General features: G+C 35.9%; 15 protein-coding genes and 1 tRNA gene. 7 read left to right on the top strand and 9 right to left on the bottom strand.

Features of this window, described 5'->3' with window-relative positions:
* Positions 1-4 precede the first annotated feature (4 nt).
* Positions 5-1,072, bottom strand: a complete 1,068-nt coding sequence (locus OM074_RS06695; RefSeq protein ID WP_301198669.1) for an efflux RND transporter periplasmic adaptor subunit — start codon at positions 1,070-1,072, stop codon at positions 5-7.
* 222 nt (positions 1,073-1,294) lie between these two features.
* On the bottom strand, positions 1,295-1,867 hold the full coding sequence (locus OM074_RS06690) for a TetR/AcrR family transcriptional regulator (protein WP_301198667.1): 573 nt from the start codon (positions 1,865-1,867) through the stop codon (positions 1,295-1,297).
* 177 nt (positions 1,868-2,044) lie between these two features.
* Between OM074_RS06690 and OM074_RS06685 the strand changes: the two genes are divergently transcribed.
* A complete protein-coding gene (locus OM074_RS06685) occupies positions 2,045-2,674 on the top strand; it encodes an NAD(P)H-dependent oxidoreductase (protein WP_301198665.1) in 630 nt (209 codons plus the stop codon).
* 37 nt (positions 2,675-2,711) lie between these two features.
* Here the strand turns inward: OM074_RS06685 and OM074_RS06680 are convergent, their stop codons facing one another.
* Together OM074_RS06680 and OM074_RS06675 are read right to left on the bottom strand one after the other, a co-directional pair.
* On the bottom strand, positions 2,712-4,157 hold the full coding sequence (locus tag OM074_RS06680) for a carbon starvation CstA family protein (RefSeq protein ID WP_301198662.1): 1,446 nt from the start codon (positions 4,155-4,157) through the stop codon (positions 2,712-2,714).
* A 97-nt stretch (positions 4,158-4,254) separates the two neighbouring features.
* Positions 4,255-5,562 carry a T9SS type A sorting domain-containing protein gene (locus OM074_RS06675; RefSeq protein WP_301198660.1) on the bottom strand — a complete coding sequence of 436 codons (1,308 nt, stop codon included), beginning with the start codon at positions 5,560-5,562 and terminating at the stop codon, positions 4,255-4,257.
* A gap of 595 nt (positions 5,563-6,157) precedes the next feature.
* Between OM074_RS06675 and OM074_RS06670 the strand changes: the two genes are divergently transcribed.
* On the top strand, positions 6,158-8,356 hold the full coding sequence (locus OM074_RS06670) for a B12-binding domain-containing radical SAM protein (protein WP_301198658.1): 2,199 nt from the start codon (positions 6,158-6,160) through the stop codon (positions 8,354-8,356).
* Positions 8,357-8,369: 13 nt separating this feature from the next.
* On the top strand, positions 8,370-10,271 hold the full coding sequence (locus OM074_RS06665) for a beta-N-acetylhexosaminidase (protein WP_301198656.1): 1,902 nt from the start codon (positions 8,370-8,372) through the stop codon (positions 10,269-10,271).
* Positions 10,272-10,347: 76 nt separating this feature from the next.
* Here the strand turns inward: OM074_RS06665 and OM074_RS06660 are convergent, their stop codons facing one another.
* From OM074_RS06660 to OM074_RS06645, 4 genes are all read right to left on the bottom strand, one after another.
* Positions 10,348-10,614 (bottom strand): hypothetical protein, encoded by a 267-nt coding sequence (locus OM074_RS06660; protein ID WP_301198654.1) that lies wholly within the window; start codon positions 10,612-10,614, stop codon positions 10,348-10,350.
* 254 nt (positions 10,615-10,868) lie between these two features.
* Positions 10,869-12,515, bottom strand: a complete 1,647-nt coding sequence (locus tag OM074_RS06655; RefSeq protein ID WP_301198653.1) for a tetratricopeptide repeat protein — start codon at positions 12,513-12,515, stop codon at positions 10,869-10,871.
* 92 nt (positions 12,516-12,607) lie between these two features.
* Complete coding sequence (locus tag OM074_RS06650) at positions 12,608-14,329, bottom strand: alanine/glycine:cation symporter family protein (RefSeq protein ID WP_301198651.1); 1,722 nt, start codon at positions 14,327-14,329, stop codon at positions 12,608-12,610.
* A gap of 191 nt (positions 14,330-14,520) precedes the next feature.
* Positions 14,521-14,596 (bottom strand) — tRNA-His (locus tag OM074_RS06645).
* Positions 14,597-14,729: 133 nt separating this feature from the next.
* Between OM074_RS06645 and OM074_RS06640 the strand changes: the two genes are divergently transcribed.
* From OM074_RS06640 to lon, 4 genes are all read left to right on the top strand, one after another.
* Positions 14,730-15,416, top strand: coding sequence for a DNA alkylation repair protein (locus OM074_RS06640; protein WP_301198648.1), 687 nt, complete (start codon positions 14,730-14,732; stop codon positions 15,414-15,416).
* A 61-nt stretch (positions 15,417-15,477) separates the two neighbouring features.
* Positions 15,478-16,689, top strand: a complete 1,212-nt coding sequence (locus OM074_RS06635) for a GNAT family N-acetyltransferase (RefSeq protein WP_301198646.1) — start codon at positions 15,478-15,480, stop codon at positions 16,687-16,689.
* Between the two features lie 117 nt (positions 16,690-16,806).
* Positions 16,807-17,070 carry a type B 50S ribosomal protein L31 gene (locus tag OM074_RS06630; RefSeq protein ID WP_301198645.1) on the top strand — a complete coding sequence of 88 codons (264 nt, stop codon included), beginning with the start codon at positions 16,807-16,809 and terminating at the stop codon, positions 17,068-17,070.
* Between the two features lie 170 nt (positions 17,071-17,240).
* On the top strand, positions 17,241-19,682 hold the full coding sequence (gene lon / locus OM074_RS06625; protein ID WP_301198643.1) for an endopeptidase La: 2,442 nt from the start codon (positions 17,241-17,243) through the stop codon (positions 19,680-19,682).
* Positions 19,683-19,715: 33 nt separating this feature from the next.
* Here lon and OM074_RS06620 read toward each other — a convergent pair whose 3' ends face one another.
* Positions 19,716-20,522 (bottom strand): ADP-ribosylglycohydrolase family protein, encoded by an 807-nt coding sequence (locus tag OM074_RS06620; RefSeq protein ID WP_301198641.1) that lies wholly within the window; start codon positions 20,520-20,522, stop codon positions 19,716-19,718.
* Positions 20,523-20,663 lie beyond the last annotated feature (141 nt).

The following is a 20,663-nucleotide window of genomic DNA, read 5'->3' as shown; positions in this document are numbered from 1 at the left end:
TTCCTTAAAGTTGATTTCCTTTATTTGTAGATGAAAATCCTTTGTAGATTTTTACTTTTTCGCCTTCCTGCAAGTAGTTAACGCCTGCAGTAATCACAACTTCACTTTCTTTAAGTCCTTTTTTAACCACAATTTCATCTGTCGATAAGATCTGCCCTAAATCGACCATCCTCTTTGTAACCTTACTATTATTTAGCACCCACACGCAACTTTTTTCGCCTTTTGAAAATACTGATGTTACGGGCACCACACACAGACCTGAATTATTATCATTCGATTTATATACCTGTAATTGGGCAGTCATTCCGGCTCGTAGCTTAACACCTTTGGGGGCTTCAATAACCGTAGATATAGGGTATGATTGCTTCGTGAAATTTGATTTGGAACCAAGCTCAAGTAATTTTGCATTAATATGGTAAGTTGAGTCCTTATCGCTGATGACACATGAAAATGAAGTATTTACATCAATTGATCTGGCATCATTTACTGAAATCCATGCATTGACCTTATAGGTAGACAGGTCCAAAAAAGAAACAATAGGCTGACCTGGATTTACCTTTTCATAGTTTTCAACATAAACCATATCAATATAGCCGGTAAATGGGGCTTTCAGTTGCGTATCTTCAAGGGCATTTTTAGCATCTTCGTAGTTGCCCTTTGCTAAAATATACTGAGCTTCTATTTTATCGAATAAGCTTTTAGACACACTTTCTTGCGAAAGAAGCATTTTATATCGGTTGTACTCTGCCTCTGCTAACTTATAATTAGATTCAGCTTTTGATAATCCTACAATAAAATCCCGGTTGTCAATATGTGCTATTATCTGACCTTTTTCAACATAACTTCCGATTATATTATTAAGATTTATTAATGGGCCACCAACCCTGAAAGCCAAATCTACTCTTCGGCGTTCGTTTATGGTTGCCGGCAAGGTTAACTTATTCATTGTTTTATCTAAAGATTCAACTTTAGCAACTTTAACACTTCTTTCCTTTTTTTTAACCTGTATGTTTTCGTTGCATCCAACTAAAACAGCAAAAGACAGGAATAGAAATAATTTTCCTTTTCTCATGTAAATTAATATTATTTGTATTTATAAAATTCAAAAAAACCAAGTAAACTAAAAACGTACCAATAGTATACCTTTGGATAAAAAAATACATGCTATAAGCCACAATATGTTGGCTATTGCATGTAGTTTCTTTTAGTTGATATGATTATAGCTTTTTTTTCTGAGGGCCGATTAAAAATGGGATGACAAACTATTTTCAAAGGTGCTTCCCAATTGCCTTTACTATTTATTCCTTATTCCCTTAATAACAATATCAAGCTCAGGAATTAATTTTGCTCTAAATTCGATAGATGATATTCCTAGTTGTATGTTTGCAGTAATTATTAAATCGATAAATTTTGTAACCAAGTCGGAGTCTGTATTTTTATCAATACAACCTAATTTTTGTCCTTGCTTAACAAAATCATGTATTATTTTATTTAGCGTTTTTTTATTTTTTTCAATCATCTCCTCAATTCGTGGATATTCTCTATTTATATCCTTTGCATTTAATAATACAAAATCATCAAAGCTCTGAGCCATAAAGGAGCCAAAATTGTCAAGTTTTGAGTCGTAGGTTTCGGCACCGCTTAAAAATGACCGTCTGTTTTCAATTTCTTTTACAAAGTTGCTTTCCAGGCATTTATATAGCAGGTCTTCTTTGTTGCCAATTATCTTATATAGAGTTCTTTTTGAAACACCGCATTCTTTTGATAAATCATCCATATTCCATCCGCGAACGCCATGTTTTACAAGCATTTCTTTTGTTGTATCAAAAACCCTTGATTCTATTTCAATATCACCAACTTTAGCCATATGTATACTAATAAAGTGTATTTAGTTTACTTTTGAGATGCAATGATAACAAATTTATTTTATGATTCCAGTAATTGTATACATATTTTTAACGTTGGAGATTTTGTTCCCTGCAATTTAGGCTGAACGGAATAAACAATATCCGGGATTGTATGTTTATTCAGAAAAAGTTTAGATATGGAATTAATAAAACAATTGAACTGGCGATATGCAACAAAGCATTTTGATGCGAGTAAAAAAATAAATACAAATGATTTAAATACCTTACTGGATGCTGTTAATCTGGCACCTACTTCCTATGGATTGCAGCCTTTTAAGGTGTTGGTTGTTGAAGATGAGAACAAAAAGCAAAAACTTAAAGAGGCAGGATATCAACAACCTCAATTTACGGAAGCATCTCATATTATTTTGTTAGCCGCCAAAAACAACATTTCAGAGACTGATGTTGACGAGTTTATGAATCGTATCGCTAAAGCAAGAAATCTGGAAGTGGAGGATTTAGCAGAATATAAAAATATGATGCTTGCAAAAATTAATAGTGCAACGGACGAAGGTCTTACTGCATGGGCATCAAAGCAATGTTATATTGCCTTAGGGTTTCTTCTTTATACAGCTGCACAATTGTCGATTGATGCTTGCCCTATGGAAGGTTTCGACAGTGAATCCTTTGATGATATACTTGGACTAAAAGAGAAAAACCTAAAGTCTGTTGTTTTGGCTACTGTAGGGTACAGGTCAAAAGAGGATAAATATCAATCGTTAGCAAAGGTGAGGTATGATTTAGATGATTTAGTTATAAAATATTAGACAATTATTATTACTGTAGCTATGGCAGGTGCTTTACTTAATTCAAGTTCCTGCCATTTTTGCCTTTGTAAATAAAAGCAAACAATGATAATACAGAAAACAAGATCCCAATCGCCACTCCCAGTGTAGTATTCAGCCCTAATCCTCCATTGGCATGAGGTGCCACAAATACGTAACTCATACAAACCGAAGTCATAAACATGGCCGGGAGAGACAAAAACCAATGGTTTTTACCTGTTTGGAGCAGGTACATTGCTATTGTCCATAAAATTACAACTGACAAAATTTGGTTCGACAGCCCTAAAAATTTCCATATTGTTGAAAATTCCAATTGTGTAAGAATAAAACCGAGGATAAATAGGGGGATGCTGATAATGAGCCTGTTTTTTATACTTTTTTGGTTGTACGAAAACATATCCGCCAGGGTTAATCTTGCACTTCTAAATGCTGTATCACCTGTTGAGATGGGGAGTACTATAACCCCGATTATAACAAACAGGGCTCCTATGTTTCCCAGCCAATCCTTTGAAATCACATCAACTACCCATGCTGGGTTATGGTCTTTTATGCCCATCACTTCATTTAATGCAGGTGCATCTCCAAAATAATTCATTGCGGCAGTGGCCCATATTATCGCAACTATCCCTTCTGCAATCATTGCCCCATAAAAAGCATAGCGACCATAACTTTCTTTTTTTAAACATCGTGCCATCATTGGTGCCTGAGTAGAATGGAAGCCGGATATTGCTCCACATGAAATAACAATAAACATCATGGGAAACAGGATATTTTGTTTCGGATTTTGATGAACGTTTTTTAATGTGTTTAGGGATAATTCCTTCATAGAAAAATCACCTGTAAGATGGTTTGCAATCATTGCTCCTGCAATACCTATTGCCATTAGCAATAGGGCAGCGGCAAAAAATGGGTAAATTCGTCCAATAATCTTATTTATTGGAAGTAATGTTGCTAATAAGTAATATAAAAAAATGATATAAACCCAAATGTCAAACCCTCCATTTGTTTGGTAGGCCAATAGCCCTGCAGGGCCTGATACAAAGGCAACTCCAACAAAGATTAACAGGAGCAAGGTAAAAACTCTCAGTAATTGGCGAAAACCATTCCCTAAGTATTTTCCTACTAACTCGGGAACGCTGGCTCCTCCATTTCTTAATGATAACATTCCTGAAAAGTAATCATGAACTGCCCCCATAAAAATGCAGCCCAAAACAATCCATATATAAGCCCATTGGCCATATTTAGCTCCTAGTATAGCGCCAAAAACAGGCCCTAATCCGGCAATGTTTAAGAACTGAATCGTAAATACTTTCCATGTTGGCAAAGGAATATAATCTACTCCATCGTTCCTTGATAATGCAGGCGTTTTTATAGAGTTGTCTGCACCGAAGAATTTCTCAATAAACTTACCATAGAAAACAAAACCCAGAACTAGCAGGGTGACAGAAATTAAGAAAGTTATCATGTGTATATAATTAGGCTGGTAAAAATATATAAAAAATGCACTCCGGCACAGTTTAATACTTACCGAAGTGCATCATTCAAAATGCGTGGTTATATTATTATTGCTTCAGCAATTTTACAACTTTACGTGAAACCAGGTCTTCAAATACTACCTGATATACTCCGCTTTGCAGGCCGGTAACATCGAATTGGGTTACAATACCTGCATTTAGTTCAAATGCCATTACAGTGGCTCCTGATACGCTTAGTACTTTTGCCTGTACTGTTTTTGAATCAAAACTGGTTAAGTCAACATTCACCAATCCGTAAGTAGGATTTGGATATATCATCAACTCATTTTTATCAACATCCGGCATTTCTGTTACCAATTGCGAGCCTTTTAAGCTCCAGGCGTAAGGCTGTGGTGTAAAAATCTTGTCCCATTTAATTAAATAGGCTTTACCTGCCTCTACAGAAAGTGTTAATTCAGACTGAAGGCCATCAGCATCATCATTGAAAAATGCTCTTTGTTCGCCGCAACCAGTGTAAACTTCTAAATAGGTGTCTTCAGAGGTTAGGCCTATGCTGGAAACAGTAATCTCATCATCCTGACGGGCAATGAAGCGGTACCATTTATTTGTTGCTGATTCGTGATCAATTGCGTTCTCATCAGAGATATCTATATCAATTGGGTCAATGCAGCGTTCGCCTGCCTGCCAGTTCGACTCTTCAATGGTCCATTCTATTTCACCATTGTCGGCACCGTTTTGCCAACTTATTAAATAGGTTTCACCCTCGGCAGCATCAAAAGCGAGTTTTGATGGGTTCCAGCTTTGGTCATTGTTTATTGAGGTGGTATAGGCACAATCGTCATATACTGCAACTCTGCAATCTGCAGCATTGCTCCCAACTGCACTTACAGTTACTTTTCCGTTTCTGCTGGCAGTAAACTCAAACCATCTGTATTTATTTTGAGGGGCATTACTCACCATGTATCCGGCAGTAGAAGTTAATGGAAAGCTGCAGAACTCGCCCTGAGCAATAGATGCTTCTTCAAGACTCCATTCAAATTGTTGGTTGGTATAATAATTACGCCAATTGATGTAGTAGGTTAAACCACTAATTACTTCAAATGAAACTTCGGATTGTTGACCGCAGAAGTCATCGCTGGAGATGAATGCTTCTTCGTTGCACCCATCATAGATTTCAACATATGTGTTTGCAGTGGTTGTACCGCAAGTAGATACGGTTACTTTACCATTTGTGGTGGCAGTGTATACAAACCATTGATCGCCAATGGAATTATCACTAGTATTAATTCCTGTTTGTGCTGCTGTAGCTGTATCACAGCTTTCTCCTCCTTGTCCGGTTGTTACCTGGCTCGCTAATCCCCACAATATGAGCGATAAATAGAATAATTTTTGCATTTTTAAGTGTTGTGTTGTTGTGTTGTCGTGTTGTTGAAAATATTAATTCCTCATAATTATTTTTTTAGTGCCTGCAATGTGAAAACAAGATGTATTTGTTTTCCCCAAAACAAATACTATGTAATCATAAACAGATGATCTATCTCAAAATTTTTTAATCAAATAAAACTGAACGTTTATAGTCAATTTTTGTCTCTTTATCAACTTGTAACGAAAGCCACATCAAAAGGTTTCGTTTTTTAATTTGACCTTGTGCTTTTTTTTAAATAGTTGTAAGCTTTTATTCTCTGGATATGTTGATATATCAGTCCGGAGAACTCATCTCATTTAATCCTTTCTTTATAAACTAATTTGAAAATTTTACCTGATCAAACCCAAATAAAATAAATCCATATCTAGCTGCAAAAGCATATAATGTTGTGACCAGGTCAGAACAATGTCTAATTGTCTTTGTGTGAAGTAATAGGCGCGACAAAAATAAAAAACATATTTAAAATCAAACTACTACTATACTCAAAAATGAAGAATTTAGAATTATTTTAATTATTCATCTTATTTGTTCTTATTTTTGTTCCATCATTTAAAAATAATACGATTGAATCAGAAGGTACTTTTAATAACCCCTCCATTTACGCAGTTAAATACGCCATATCCTGCAACAGCTTATTTAAAAGGATTTTTGGATCACCAAAGAATTGCTTCGCTTCAGGTAGATCTGGGTTTAGAAGTGTTGTTGAAATTGTTTTCAAAAGCAGGACTTAAAGAGATATTCTCTTTGGCAGAATCAAGCTCTGGAAAATTCTCAGAGAATAGCCAAAGAATCTTCATGTTACGGGAAGATTATATTCATATTATCGATGAGGTGATTCGATTTCTGCAAGGGAAAAATGAAATGTTTAGTCATTTGGCTTGTGCAGGTTCATTAATTCCCCAGGCATCACGTTTTAACGCGATAGATGATATGGATTGGGCTTTTGGAAATATGGGTATAAGGGATAAGGCCAGGCATATTTGCACGCTTTTTCTGGAAGATTTATGCGATTTTATAGTTGAAAACATAGATTCTCATTTTGGGTTTAGCAGATATGCTGAAAGGATTAGTTCCTCTGCCTATACTTTTGATCCTGTTTATGAAGAGCTTTTTGTGGAGGATACTTTGGTAATTGATGCCCAAAATAAGATATTGGATGAATATATAAAAAAACAATGCCCAACGCTTGTTGCTATATCAGTACCATTCCCGGGGAACCTATTTTCTGCATTAAAATGCGGGCAGTATATTAAAAGTGCATACCCGCATATAAAGATTGTTTTGGGAGGGGGGTATGTAAATACTGAACTGCGCTCAATTTGTGATGCAAGGATATTTGAGTTTGTTGATTTTATTACTCTGGATGATGGAGAAATTCCTTTGCTTAATATCGTGGAAAATTTAGAGGGAGCAAGAAGTCAATCCGGTTTAAAACGGACTTTTGTAAAAGTTGGAGAAAAGATTGAGTATATTGAAAATTCTGATTCTCAGGAGTTTTCATACAAAGAAAATGTTGCACCTTGTTATAGTGGATTAAAAATAGATGATTATATCTCAGTAATTGATGTTATTAACCCAATGCATCGATTATGGAGTGATGGGTTTTGGAATAAACTTACCATGGCGCATGGTTGCTATTGGGCTAAATGCACCTTTTGCGATACAAGCCTTGATTATATAAAAAGATTCGATCCTGTTTCTGCCCAGGTGCTTTGTGATAAAGTGGAGGCATTAATTGAGCAAACGGGGAAGACAGGATTCCATTTTATTGATGAGGCAGCTCCCCCTGCTTTGATGATTGCTTTTGCTAAGGAGGTTATCAGAAGAGGATTAATTATTTCCTGGTGGACCAATATACGTTTTGATAAAACTTTTACCTATGATGTATGCCGATTATTAAGGGCTTCTGGTTGTATTGCGGTTTCTGGTGGATTAGAAGTAGCTTCGCAAAGGATTTTAAAACTGATTAACAAAGGAGTTAGTGTTGAATCTGTTGCTGAAGCGTGCCATAACCTGACTAGCACCGGGATTTTAACCCATGCCTATTTGATGTATGGTTTTCCAACTCAAACAGCTCAAGAAACCATAGATTCACTTGAAGTTGTAAGGCAACTCTTTGAAAATAATATTCTTCATTCCGGGTTTTGGCATCGGTTTGCTATGACCGTCCATAGTCCTGTGGGTCAGAATCCAGAAAAATATAATGTTAAATGTAAAAAGACTGGACTAAACCCATTTGCCAACAATGATATTGAACACGTAGATGTTAAAGGCGCACAACATGAGTTGTTTAGCGAGGGATTAAAAAAATCATTATATAACTACATGCACGATGTTGGATTCGATTTGCCCCTGCAACAATGGTTCAATTTTAAAATTCCACCAACCACCATTGCTCCCGAATATATATATAGTTCGTTAAATTCCGTAGAAGAGGAGGAGCTTAAGGAAAATGCAAAAATAATTTGGTTAGGGAGAATGCCGGAAATATCATACTATTCTAAGAAAAAGAAAGGGAAAGATGTTCAAATGGCAGAAATTACCATCAATACAAAAGATGCTGGCTTGAAATTAAATGTAAATAGAAGAGTTGGGGATTGGGTTATGCAAGTTGTTCAAAAATCATCTGTTGTAGCAGGCAAAGAACTGACGCTTAAACAACTTAAAGAAAGTTTTTTAGATGAAAATCTGGGGGATTTTTTGATATATTGTGAGAGTAATAATTTTAACCAGCTTAGAGAAGCCGGCCTTTTAATTCTATAAATTTATTTGTACCATGAGAGTCTATTTTCTATTAGGGATATTTGCAATTATTACAACTGTTCAGGCAGAGTCTGTTTCTGATTTTCTTTTCCCGACGCCAAAAAAACTAACAGTAAAGGAAGGGTTTTTAAACAAATTTAATGGTTGTCAATATGGCTCCGGTCAAGTTGTTGAATTAATAAAAAAAGCAGAAACTATTAATATTCAGGGGGAACTAAAGGCATTTTCAAATCCGGTTCTGTATAATAAGTTTACCCTTGCCATTGATTCAACATTGCCACATTCTCAGCAGTATGTTATTGATATTGACTCGGCAGATATATTGATTAGGGGTAAAGATGAGGCTGCCTTATTTTACGGAAAACAAACCCTAAACCAGGTGCTTAAATATAGTGAATCGACTGGTAATCCTATTCCATGCTTGACTATTACTGATTGGCCTGATTTTGAAAGAAGAGGCTATATGCTTGATATCAGCAGGGATAAAGTACCAACAATGGAGACTCTTTTTAAAATTATTGACATGTTGGCCCGGTGGAAGATTAATGAATTTCAGTTATATACCGAGCATACTTTTGCATATAAAAATCATAAGGTCGTTTGGGAAAATTGTAGCCCTGTTACAGCCGAAGAGGTTAAGATTCTGGATTTATATTGTAAGACCCGGTTTATAGATCTTGTTCCTAACCAGAATTCCTTTGGACATATGGAAAACTGGCTCAAACATGATGAATACCTTCATTTGGCTGAGTGCCCTTCTGATTGTAAAACAATATGGGGAATGCGCAAAAGGACAAGCCTGGATCCTGGAAATCCGGAGTCGCTGGAATTGATGAAAGAGCTTTATGATGAGTTGATTCCTAATTTTTCCAGTGAGTATCTTAATATTGGATGCGATGAGACCGTAGAGTTGGGGATGGGGCGTTCAAAAAGTATTTGCGACGAGCTAGGTAAGGGGCAGGTTTACCTCGAATATCTCAAAAAATTAAATCAAGAAGTAAACCGGCAGAACAAAATCTCTCAGTTTTGGGGAGATATCATTCTAAATCATCCTGAATTAATAGATTCCCTACCCAAAAATATGATTGCTATGGTTTGGGGCTATGAAAGCGATTTTCCTTTTAATGAGAAGCTTCCTAAATTCCAAAAGGCTGGCCTGGATTATTATGTTTGTCCGGGAACATCAACCTGGCGCTCAATTATTGGTAGAAATCAGGATGCCTTTTTAAACCTTAAAAATGCTGCTGTTAATGGTAAAAAGTATAACGCAAAAGGCTACCTGAATACAAATTGGGGAGATCATGGCCATTGGCAACCTTTGTCGGTTTGTTATGCACCAATGGGGGTAGGAGCTGCGTATGCATGGAATATCTCATCAAAACCGGAATCAAACATTGAATTTGTTCTTAATCAATATATATTTAAGGATTATACCGAAAATACAGCTAAAGCCATAATGAAATTAGGGAATAGTTATTTGGCTTGTAAAATTCCGGAAGGCAATGCAAATGCTTATCAATTAATGCTTAGAAGATATAAGTGGACAATGAAAGGCCACTTTCAAACTAAACATCTTAGAATTGAAAATCTTGAAATTGCTGAGGATGAAATAAATGAGGCGCTTAGTATTCTGCAAAAAGGCAAAGCGATGTGCGAAGATGCAGAAGTTATTGTGAAGGAATTGGAGCAGGCCTCCAGCTTGGCTAAGCACGGAATCCACCTAGGGATTGCTCGTCTGAAAGCCCCGAATCAAGATACGAAAAACATAGATGCTGCAACAAAGAATGAACTTATTGCAGAGTTAGAATACCTTATTAATACTCATGGTGAGTTGTGGATCATGAGGAATAGAATTGGTGGATTGCAATATTCCACACAAAAAATGGAAGACATTCTGTTGTATTATAAAGATTAGTCTTTATAGTTAACCAATTGTTCACACGCCATGCATGTGGACAATTGGTAATCTAAAAGTGGAGGTTGTTCTAAAATTATCGGGTAATAATAATAGGATCTTCTTTTGATAACCGTTGTATAATAATAGGATCTTCTTTAGCCAGTCTTGTTATGATAATAGGATCCTCTTTTGAAAATCTAGTTATTATGATAGGATCTTCTTTCGCTAATCTGGTAATTATAATGGGGTCTTCTTTTGCCAGTCTTGTTATAATTATCGGATCTTCTTTTGCAAATAATGTTGAGCTGATGGCGAATAAAAATACGATAGCAAATACTCTTGAGATAATAATAGATTTCATGACAAACTTTTTTAATTGGTTTGTTACAAATATCTATATGAAAACAAGCACTTTACGAATTTTATGCGTGACAAAAACGTGACAAATGCCATTTGGTTAATTCATAGATAATTACGCACTTACAAAATGCTTATAATTTTGAATTTATCCCGGAGCATTTCTTTCTGTCAATTTAGAAACGTCGAAAAAAGGTCAAATTGCCAATCTTATAAAGTTCTTTTATGCTTTTTGAAACGTTGATTGTGATGCAATAATTATTTTTTTGTCATATCTGTTATTAACTTTTCTCTGAAATTTTGCAGATAATCTTCAATATTTCCATCTACATTTAGCTTGGTACGGATTCTTTGTTTAGCCTTTCGGATAGATGCGGGTTGTACGTTTTGAACTTTTGCAATTATTTCCATTGGTAATTTTAAACAAAGCATTACTGCATACCTAACTTCGGTTTTGGTTAGTGATGGAAATGAATGTGTAAATAAACTAATGGTTTCCAGGTAGCAGTTATCAAAACTGTCGACGATTTCGGCGCCACTTTGCGAATAGTTTATGGGATGTTCTTTTGGCGCATTGTTTCTATTTCCCTCCTGGCTTAGCCGGTGTTCTAATAGCTGTTTTTCTCCTATTCCAATTAGAAGATTCTGAAATTCTTTATTGAGTTCTTCTATTCTGGTTTTTTTGTTTTTCATGTATAAGTATACATATACACCCACTGCAAAAAGAATTGTAATTGTTATAACAATTACCAGATATAACATGAATTCGCTAGCCTTTTTCTCAACTTCCAGTTGTTTCATCTGGCTTTTGATCTGGTCTATTTTGTTATTAATTTCCAGTACTTTGGCCATGCGTATTTTTTCAAATACCATGAGTTCTTCCTGGAGTTCCTGATATTCTTTTAAGTCTACATAAGCTTTGGCAAAATTTCTTTTTGCGATATCAATTTTGTGCAAATAATCATAGGCATATAGCATCCTTTTGGGTTGATTGTTTTGTCTGTACAATTCTAATGACCTGACAAAATATATTTCGGCTACATTATATTGCTCCTGATTAAAGAATAAAACGCCTTTAAACTGATAAAGTGCAGGAAGGATTAAATTTGAATTGTTTCCATCTTCACATAATTTAATCGCTTTGTCGCAGAATTTGTGGGCTTCCTCAAACATGTTTCTGGCATTGTAGCTGCTGGCAATTACCTTATAAACACTCGCAGCCCGGTGTGTCATGCCCAGGTTCAGGTATTTTTCAGCAACAAGGTTTAATTTGTCAGGAACATCTTTGTCAGAGAGGCTATATAGTAATTCCATAAATTCACCAAATAACCTTTCTTCCTGGTGTACAGAGGTCTTTAATATGTCTACCCCCAAATTGAGCTCCAGGTTAAAGTCTTCTTCAAGGGCTATTTTGCATCTTGCAATGCCAACATATGCAAAGCCAGCATCTGTTGTTTTTTGTTCGCCTATTTCTATTGCTTTGTAAAAATTAATTTTTGCTTGTTCATATAAACCTGTTACTTCGGCTATTTGTCCTAATAATATTTGACACTTAGCCTGCCATTTTAAATTCTCATTAACAGAAAATCCGGAAACTGCCCTTTCAATCAGGATCAAAGCTGAATCCATTTTTAAATCGTTAAATAGTAATAGAGCTTTAGTGTAATCAATATAACTGTTGTACCGGAAGGCGTCAGTCTCCGACATGCTTATGACAACTGAATCCAATTCCTTTTTAGCCTCATTGGGATAATAGAAGCCTTTGAATTCCAATAGGGAAAAAATTTTGTCCACATCAAGTGTGCTGTGTTTTTTTTCTGGCTGAGAAAAAAGAAGGGTAGGGATAAAAAAGCAGATGCAGACTCCTATAATTTTAGCATAATGATTTGGTAAAAGAACCTTCATAAATATTACTTATTTAAAACAATAAGACCAGACATGAGATATAAAGATAGACTTTTTTTATAAATCAGCATTTAATCGATAGGTGATTGATATTACTTTCTTTCAAAGAATGGTAATCTGTCGTTGGGGAATCGTTTGGCATATTCGCCCCAGAATTTCTTTACCTCCAGTCTCATCTCTTTATGTAGGGCAAATATTCCTATCAGGTTTGGAATTGTCATCAAAGCAATGGTAATTCCAGAAAGGGTCCAGATAATTTCGGTATCAGTAAATGAAGCGATGAAAAAACCCAGAACATATACAATTCGGTAATATTTAACTGCATTTACACCAAATAGATACACGATTGCCCTACTGCCATAATACGACCATGAAATAGCGGTAGAAAAAGCAAACAACAATAGGCCAATGGATACAATATATTTGCCAAAATTACCAAACCAGCTTCTTGTAAAGGCGATTGTTGTTAAAGGGGCACTATGCAGGAGAGACTTTCCTTTAAATATAACTCCGGATTCCGAGTCTACTATTCCATTGTTGACTTTGATAGACCCACTATATAATTGCTGCTTTTTGTATAGTTTTACCTTCTCGGCTAAAGATCTTGAATGAATAAATGATACCTTATCTGTTACTTGTCCATCTACCACATTAAGAACTCCAGTGTATAAAGGAAGGTTTTGAATCCCATTAACGTGATTTCCCAGCATTTCCCTTTCAGCCGGATCAGTATCTGAATACAAACCCTCAATTACTGAAAGTTCTGCGTATTGGAAGTTATTCATGTGTTTTTCAGTCCATACCCCACTCGATAATAACACCAATCCTGTTAAAGTACAAATTATAATCGTATCTATAAAAGGTTCCAACAAGGCTACTAGTCCTTCCGAAACAGGTTCGTGAGCCCTGGCTGCGGAGTGTGCAATTGGTGCCGACCCTTGTCCTGCTTCATTTGAGAATAGTCCCCTATTCACTCCTCTTTTAAATGCAAATATTATAGTAGCACCTAAAAAGCCTCCAGTGGCAGCAGATCCGGTAAAAACATCGGCAAAAACAGATTTAAGCGAAGGGAGAATGTTTTCGTAATTATACATTATTACAGCAATAGCACCAATGAAATAGATAATGGCCATGGTTGGAACTAGCTTTGATGTAATGCTGGCAATTCTTTTTATCCCTCCAATAATTACAAATGCCAGGAGTATAGCCAATACCAAACCTGTAATAATATGTGGTATTCCAAATGTAGCGCTTATTGAATTGGAGATGCTATTTATTTGAGGCAGGCTTCCTGTTCCAAATGATGAGAAAACAGTTGCTGCGGCAAATATAATGGCCATTATTTTACCAGTTTTTAGCACCTTGCCAGAAGGCATTTTAATGTCCAAACGCTTTTTCATAAAATACATTGGACCTCCGGAAACCATTCCATCACTGGCTATTTCCCTGTATTTATGAGAAAGTGTTACCTCAACAAATTTTGTGGTCATACCAATTAAGGCAGTAACCAACATCCAAAACAAGGCAGCCGGACCTCCCAGATATACTGCATATGCTACTCCTGCAATATTGCCAGTTCCTACCGTACCCGATAGTGCTGTTGCCAATGCCTGAAAATGGGAAGTGTCTCCTATGTCACCTTCTCTGTCAAATTTTCCTTTAACAATCTGGATGGCATATCTTAAATAGCGTAACTGAGGAAAACCAAGGTATAAAGTAAAAAACAGACCTACGCCTAATAAAAGATAAACAAACCATTCGCTACTCCCAATATATGAGTCGATCACCTTTAAAATTTCATTTATCTGTTGCATATAGCCCTAGTTTTTCATTATATAGTTCAAGAAAAGCAAATATATAATTTTTATTATTCTTTTAGGAATACATGTAATTCAAATGCCAATAATTAAAGGGATTGTAAAGAGAAAAGATAATTCTAAGAGTAGGAGAAATTATAAGAAATAAAAAACGCAAATTCCTTAATCAAAGAAATTTGCGTTTATATGGGTGGAAGACCGGTCTCGAACCGGCGACCTCCGGAACCACAATCCGGCGCTCTAACCAACTGAGCTACAACCACCATTTCTGCTAAAAGCGATGCAAAGATAACATTAAAAAAACTACATTTGCAATACTTTTGGTAAAAAAAGTAATAAAATAATAGGGTGTAGATAGTATGAGCTTGATAATTAAAATAATATAAGAATTAATAATATGAAATTTTTTCTGCAGGATGATATTAGTGAACAAGTGGATAGGATAATTAGGAGCCTGAACAAAATCATGGACGGAGATGTTTCTGAGCAGATGGAGGGGAAAGGTTTAAGTTATAAACTTAATTATGGCGCAAGTATTTTATGGTTGAGGCAGATGGCTAAGAAATATGCCCCAAATAATAGATTGGCAGAGCGACTTTGGTCCAGGGAAATTCGGGAAACAATGGTGTTGGCCACGCTAATTGCAGAGTTTAAAGAAGATTTTCTTGTCACCATGGAAGATTGGATGAACTCAATTCCTACTCCCGAAATAGCTGAGCAGCTGGGAGCAAATCTTGTCTGGAAACATCCTGATTTGTACACTTTTGCCATCAATAATATTAATAGTAACAGTAGAAATAAACAAGCTGTTATATGGGTAGCCTTATCTGCATATTTGCAAAAAGGGTTTAAAATGGAGGAAGAGCAGTATGGTGAACTCCTTGTTTTGCTGGAAAAAACTATAAATGATAACAATAAATTTGATTTGAGGGTAAAAGGTCGGTTTTTACGTCAGCTTTGCAGAGTATCAAGAATGCAAATGGGTAATGTAGAGGGGTTGATGGATAAATTTAAGGGGAACGATTCGGTATCCTGGCTGCGTGAGGATGTTTTAACTGAGATAGCTTTTCTAAAAGATTCTTAATGATTTACCATTTTTCGCTCTATCTTTGTAAACAAGGATAAAACATTAATTATTATTGTATATGCAGGTTATAGAGGTTCAAAACAATATCCATAAAAAACATTTTTTAAATGTCGTGAACTTAATCTATAAAAAGGACAGTTCATATGTTCGTCCTCTAAATAAGGACATTGAGAATATTTTTTCACCAAAGGAGAATCCATTCTTTTCTCACGGTACTGCTACCCGCTATATATTAATGGATAATACAGGTGATGTTATTGGTCGGATAGCTGTATTTATTAATGAGAAAAAAGCATATGGTTTTGATCAGCCTACCGGCGGTATTGGATTTTTTGAATGTATTAATGATAAAAAGGGAGCTCATCTGCTTATTGATACTGCAATAAAGTGGCTTAAGGATAAAGGGATGGAGGCTGTTGATGGACCTATTAACTTTGGAGAGAATGATAATTTTTGGGGATTGTTGGTTGAAGGTTTTACTCCTCCGGCGTATGGAATGCAATATAATCCCCCTTATTATAAACAGCTTTTTGAAGAATTTGGTTTTCAAACGTATTTTGAACAAGTGACAAATCGTCTTGACCTGAAAAAGCCGTTTCCTGAGAGATTTTGGAAAATTGCTGAATGGGTAGGAAAAAAAGAGGATTATAATTTTAGGCATTTTACCTGGAAACAGTCCGATAAATTTATTAGCGACTTTTGTGAAGTTTATAATGATGCATGGAAGTTTCATGAAAACTTTACGAAAATGACCCCTGATAAAATCAGGCCCGCATTTACTCAGGCTAAACCTATTGTTATTGAAGAATTATGCTGGTTTGCTTATTACAATAATGAACCTATAGGCTTCATTTTCCTTTATCCTGATGTTAATCAGATTCTAAAATATTTTAATGGGAAAATGAATCTTGTCAATAAATTAAGATTCTTGTGGTTGAAGCAAAGAAAGGCCATGACCCGTTTGAGAGTGGTTATTTTAGGGGTGAAACCAAAGTTTCAAAGATCGGGAATTGAATCGGGTCTTTTTTATAATCTTAGGGAGCAGGTATATAAACGTACCTGGTTTGATGAAATGGAGTTAAGTTGGGTGGGAGATTTTAATCCCAAAATGCGATCACTTCAAGATTCAATGGGGGCTGAATTTTCGAAAAAGCATATTACATATAGGTATGTATTTGATCCTTCAAAAAGAAAAAATGCACGGGCTGCCAGCATCCCAACCGATACTAAAGAAAAGGCTATTAAAGAGAAAGAAGCCAATGAACTTTAAATTTATTACCGAAGGAATTAAATATTAAGCAAATAAATAAAAATTGTTTTGCACTTTTAATATTAATATTTACCTTTGCAGTCCGTTAAGAAATTTGAATATTAAAGAGGTAAGAAAATGAAAAAGGAAATTCATCCAGATAATTATCGCTTGGTAGCTTTCAAAGATATGTCAAACGAGGAAACATTTGTTACTCGTTCTACTGTTAACACAAAAGATACTATCGAGATTGAAGGAGTAGAGTATCCATTGGTGAAGCTTGAGATCTCAAACACATCTCACCCTTTTTATACTGGTAAGATGAAACTTGTTGATACAGCAGGACGTGTTGATAAGTTTAGAAGTAGGTACCAAAAGCACATGGATAACAGAAAAAAATAAGCTTAGACGCTTAAGTCTTAATAAAGCTTCGGTATAACCGGAGCTTTTTTTTTACCCATAAAAGAGGTCAGGATCAATTGCAATGTAATAATTGAACTTTGGCACATCTATTGACAAGTACATTGTTCGCTATTGTTTTAGCGCATAAGTGACAAATTGACAATTTTTCTATGCAGAAAGTAAATATGGATAATTTTAAAATCTCAATAAACAAAGCAAACCTGAGTGATATGTACGAATCTGAAGCGGAGTTTATTCCTATCGTATCCAACGAAGATGAACCCGAACTTTCTGATATTGATGTGCCTCAGGAATTGCCTATTTTACCATTAAGAAATACCGTTTTATTTCCAGGAGTGATAGTTCCAATTTCTTTGGGGAGGGAAACATCTTTAAAACTCGTAAAAGATGTGCAGCGAAGCAATGGGTTATTTGGGGCATTGGCTCAAAAAGAAGCTGATGTTGACGAGCCTGTTATTGAAGATTTATATCATATAGGAACGGTTGCAAAAGTTATCAAGCTTTTGGAAATGCCAGATGGCTCTACCTCTGCCATTATTCAAGGGAAGAAGAGGTTTGAACTAGAAGAGCTTGTTGCTACGGAACCCTATTTTAAGGCAAAGGTAAAAGCGCTTAATGATATTGAGCCTGAAGAAGATAAATCAAGAGATTATGAGGCGCTTATCAGCTCGCTTAAAGATTTGTCTTTACGTATTATAAAATACTCCTCAAATATTCCACCTGAAGCATCTTTTGCTGTAAAAAACATAGAGAATCCATCATTCCTTGTGAATTTTATATGCTCTAATTCAGAGATTTCGGTTAAAGAGAAGCAGTCGCTACTCAAGATTGACGAGATGAAAGACAGGGGAATGAAACTACTGGAGTTTCTTACCCGTGAAGTGCAGTTGCTTGAGTTAAAAAACGATATTCAGAGCAAAGTAAAACTTGATATTGACCAACAACAACGTGAATATATGCTTCACCAGCAGATGAAGCATATTCAGGATGAGCTTGGATCTAGCCCTGTAGAACAGGAAGTAAGGGAATTAAAAGAGAGAGCAGAAAAGAAGAAGTGGGGAAAGGAAGTATCTGAATTGTTTTATAAAGAGCTGGATAAGTTGGAGAGGTTAAATCCTGCAACCGGCGAATATTCTGTGCAACATAATTATCTTACTACGCTTTTAGATATTCCATGGAACGAATATACTGAAGATAAGTTTGGTATGGAGTCTGCCGAAGCAGTGCTGAATCGCGACCACTTTGGATTAGATGGTGTTAAAGAACGTATTCTTGAACATTTGGCTGTTCTAAAACTTAAAGGTGATCTAAAGTCTCCAATAATTTGTTTGTATGGCCCTCCGGGAGTTGGTAAAACCTCTTTGGGAAAATCAGTTGCTGATGCCTTGGGTAGGAAATATGCCAGAATGTCATTAGGAGGTGTTCATGATGAGGCAGAAATCCGGGGGCATAGAAAAACATATATTGGAGCCATGCCAGGAAGGATTATCCAGAATATTAAAAAGGCGGAAAGTTCAAACCCGGTTTTTATTTTGGATGAAGTTGATAAAATCGGGACAAGCGCACATGGAGATCCTGCTGCTGCCTTATTGGAAGTGCTGGATCCGGAACAAAATGAAAATTTCCATGATAATTTTCTGGAGGTTGATTTTGATCTGTCAAAAGTGATATTTATTGCTACGGCTAATACATTGGGCACTATTTCGCAACCATTGCTTGATAGGATGGAACTTATTGAAGTAAGTGGATATGTTTTGGATGAGAAAAACGAGATAGCAAAACGTCACCTTTGGCCTAAGCAGCTTGAAAACCATGGCATACCTAAAAGTAAGCTCTCCATTTCAAAGAAGGCTATGAACTTCATAATTGAAAACTATACCAGAGAATCTGGAGTTAGAGAGCTTAATAAAGTGCTAGCAAAATTAGCCAGGAAATATGCTTTAAAAATTGCTACTGGCAAGGAGTTTAAAAAAGCGGTGTCGACTGATGATATTAAAGAGAATCTTGGTATAGAGCGGTTTTCAAAAGAGAAATATCAGGATACTCATGTTCCTGGAGTGGTTACTGGCTTGGCTTGGACTGCAGTAGGGGGTGAAATACTTTATGTTGAATCTAGTTTGTCAAAAGGGAATGGCAAGCTAACTTTAACAGGGAATCTGGGGGATGTTATGAAAGAGTCGGCTGTACTTGCTCTTGAATACATAAAGTCGCATAGTAAAGAGCTTAATATCTCGCAAGAACAGCTGGAGGGTAACAATATACATGTTCACGTTCCAGAAGGGGCAATACCTAAAGACGGACCTTCGGCCGGGATTACAATGGCTACAGCCCTGGCTTCTATCTATACTGGAAAAAAAGTTAAGAAGCGTATTGCTATGACTGGAGAAATTACCCTTAGGGGGAAAGTCCTGCCGGTTGGAGGAATAAAAGAAAAAATCCTTGCGGCCAAAAGAGCAGGGATAAAAGAAATTATCCTTTCAGTTGATAATAAAAAAGATGTATCCGAGATTAAGGATATTTACATCGAAGGACTTGAGTTTTATTATGTCAATAATATAAAAGAAGTATTGGATATTGCAATAGAGAAATAAAAGGAGGGGATTTCCCCTCCTTTCTTTTTAATTTTAATGTATCGAAATTAAAATCTCTTTGTTACCCACTTTTTTGTGTAGGAATTCTGACTCAAATTCATCAATAAATCGTACCATTTCAGGTGTAAGTCTGTTTAAAGCCCGTTTAACAATGCTTTTAGGAATGTGTTTGTAATAGGCATAGGCAATTGAGCCGGTTATGCTGCCAATTGTATTGCTGGGGCCACCCAGAGAAACGGCTTTGCGAATCGCATCTTCAAAATTGTTTGATTTAAGAAAAACACTTATCGCTGCTGGCACAGGAGTTTGCAAATCTTTACTTACTACTTCTTCCTGCAATTCTTCAATCGTTTTTGAAAGGTTGTATCCAAATTCTTTCTGAATGTAGTCTTTAATAAATGATTTGTTTTCACCGGTTTTGGCAAGGTAAATTGCAGCACTAACTGCTTTTGATGCATTAATCTTTTCAATACTGCTGTGGGTAACTTTTGAAGTTCTTTCAGTAATCTCTAATGCTTGGTCAAGGTTTTTAGCAATCATGCCTATTGAACTAACCCTGCGGGCAGATCCGTCACATTTGCTGTCAAAGGGCTTGTCAGAATCTGAAAGAATCCATTCTTTATACTTTGCTTCAAAACCAGCATAAGGATATTTTTTTACCCAGATTCGCAGAGAGTTTCTAAAATCTTGTTTGTTTACCACGGCATCACCTGTTGCCAGTGTTAAAACCGTGTCCTCAGTGAATGACGAGATAGGTTTAAAGAGTTGAAAGTCTGTGGTTGATCTGCTGTCCTTTACGAAGGCAGATCCGATAATGTCTCCAATAATCGCTCCTTTCATTTGTTGGGGTTTTACGGGGTTAATTAATAGTTGTGCTTAATTATCACTATAAATATAGGGTTTATTTTTTTTCTGATCCCATAACTATCTGGTATATTAACTATCTAAAATTATAATTTATCATTTTGATATATGCTGATA

The organism is Plebeiibacterium marinum, from assembly GCF_026013615.1.
Lineage (GTDB): Bacteria > Bacteroidota > Bacteroidia > Bacteroidales > Marinilabiliaceae > Saccharicrinis > Saccharicrinis marinus_A.
The sequence above is the reverse complement of the archived record's forward strand: the minus strand, read 5'-3'. Positions and strand labels throughout refer to the sequence as shown.

Coding starts and splice junctions, on each gene's coding strand:
- OM074_RS06695 (WP_301198669.1), bottom strand. CDS start 1,072: ATGAGAAAAGGAAAATTATTTCTATTCCTGTCTTTTGCTGTTTTAGTT.
- OM074_RS06690 (WP_301198667.1), bottom strand. CDS start 1,867: ATGGCTAAAGTTGGTGATATTGAAATAGAATCAAGGGTTTTTGATACA.
- OM074_RS06685 (WP_301198665.1), top strand. CDS start 2,045: ATGGAATTAATAAAACAATTGAACTGGCGATATGCAACAAAGCATTTT.
- OM074_RS06680 (WP_301198662.1), bottom strand. CDS start 4,157: ATGATAACTTTCTTAATTTCTGTCACCCTGCTAGTTCTGGGTTTTGTT.
- OM074_RS06675 (WP_301198660.1), bottom strand. CDS start 5,562: ATGCAAAAATTATTCTATTTATCGCTCATATTGTGGGGATTAGCGAGC.
- OM074_RS06665 (WP_301198656.1), top strand. CDS start 8,370: ATGAGAGTCTATTTTCTATTAGGGATATTTGCAATTATTACAACTGTT.
- OM074_RS06660 (WP_301198654.1), bottom strand. CDS start 10,614: ATGAAATCTATTATTATCTCAAGAGTATTTGCTATCGTATTTTTATTC.
- OM074_RS06655 (WP_301198653.1), bottom strand. CDS start 12,515: ATGAAGGTTCTTTTACCAAATCATTATGCTAAAATTATAGGAGTCTGC.
- OM074_RS06650 (WP_301198651.1), bottom strand. CDS start 14,329: ATGCAACAGATAAATGAAATTTTAAAGGTGATCGACTCATATATTGGG.
- OM074_RS06640 (WP_301198648.1), top strand. CDS start 14,730: ATGAAATTTTTTCTGCAGGATGATATTAGTGAACAAGTGGATAGGATA.
- OM074_RS06635 (WP_301198646.1), top strand. CDS start 15,478: ATGCAGGTTATAGAGGTTCAAAACAATATCCATAAAAAACATTTTTTA.
- OM074_RS06630 (WP_301198645.1), top strand. CDS start 16,807: ATGAAAAAGGAAATTCATCCAGATAATTATCGCTTGGTAGCTTTCAAA.
- lon (WP_301198643.1), top strand. CDS start 17,241: ATGCAGAAAGTAAATATGGATAATTTTAAAATCTCAATAAACAAAGCA.
- OM074_RS06620 (WP_301198641.1), bottom strand. CDS start 20,522: ATGAAAGGAGCGATTATTGGAGACATTATCGGATCTGCCTTCGTAAAG.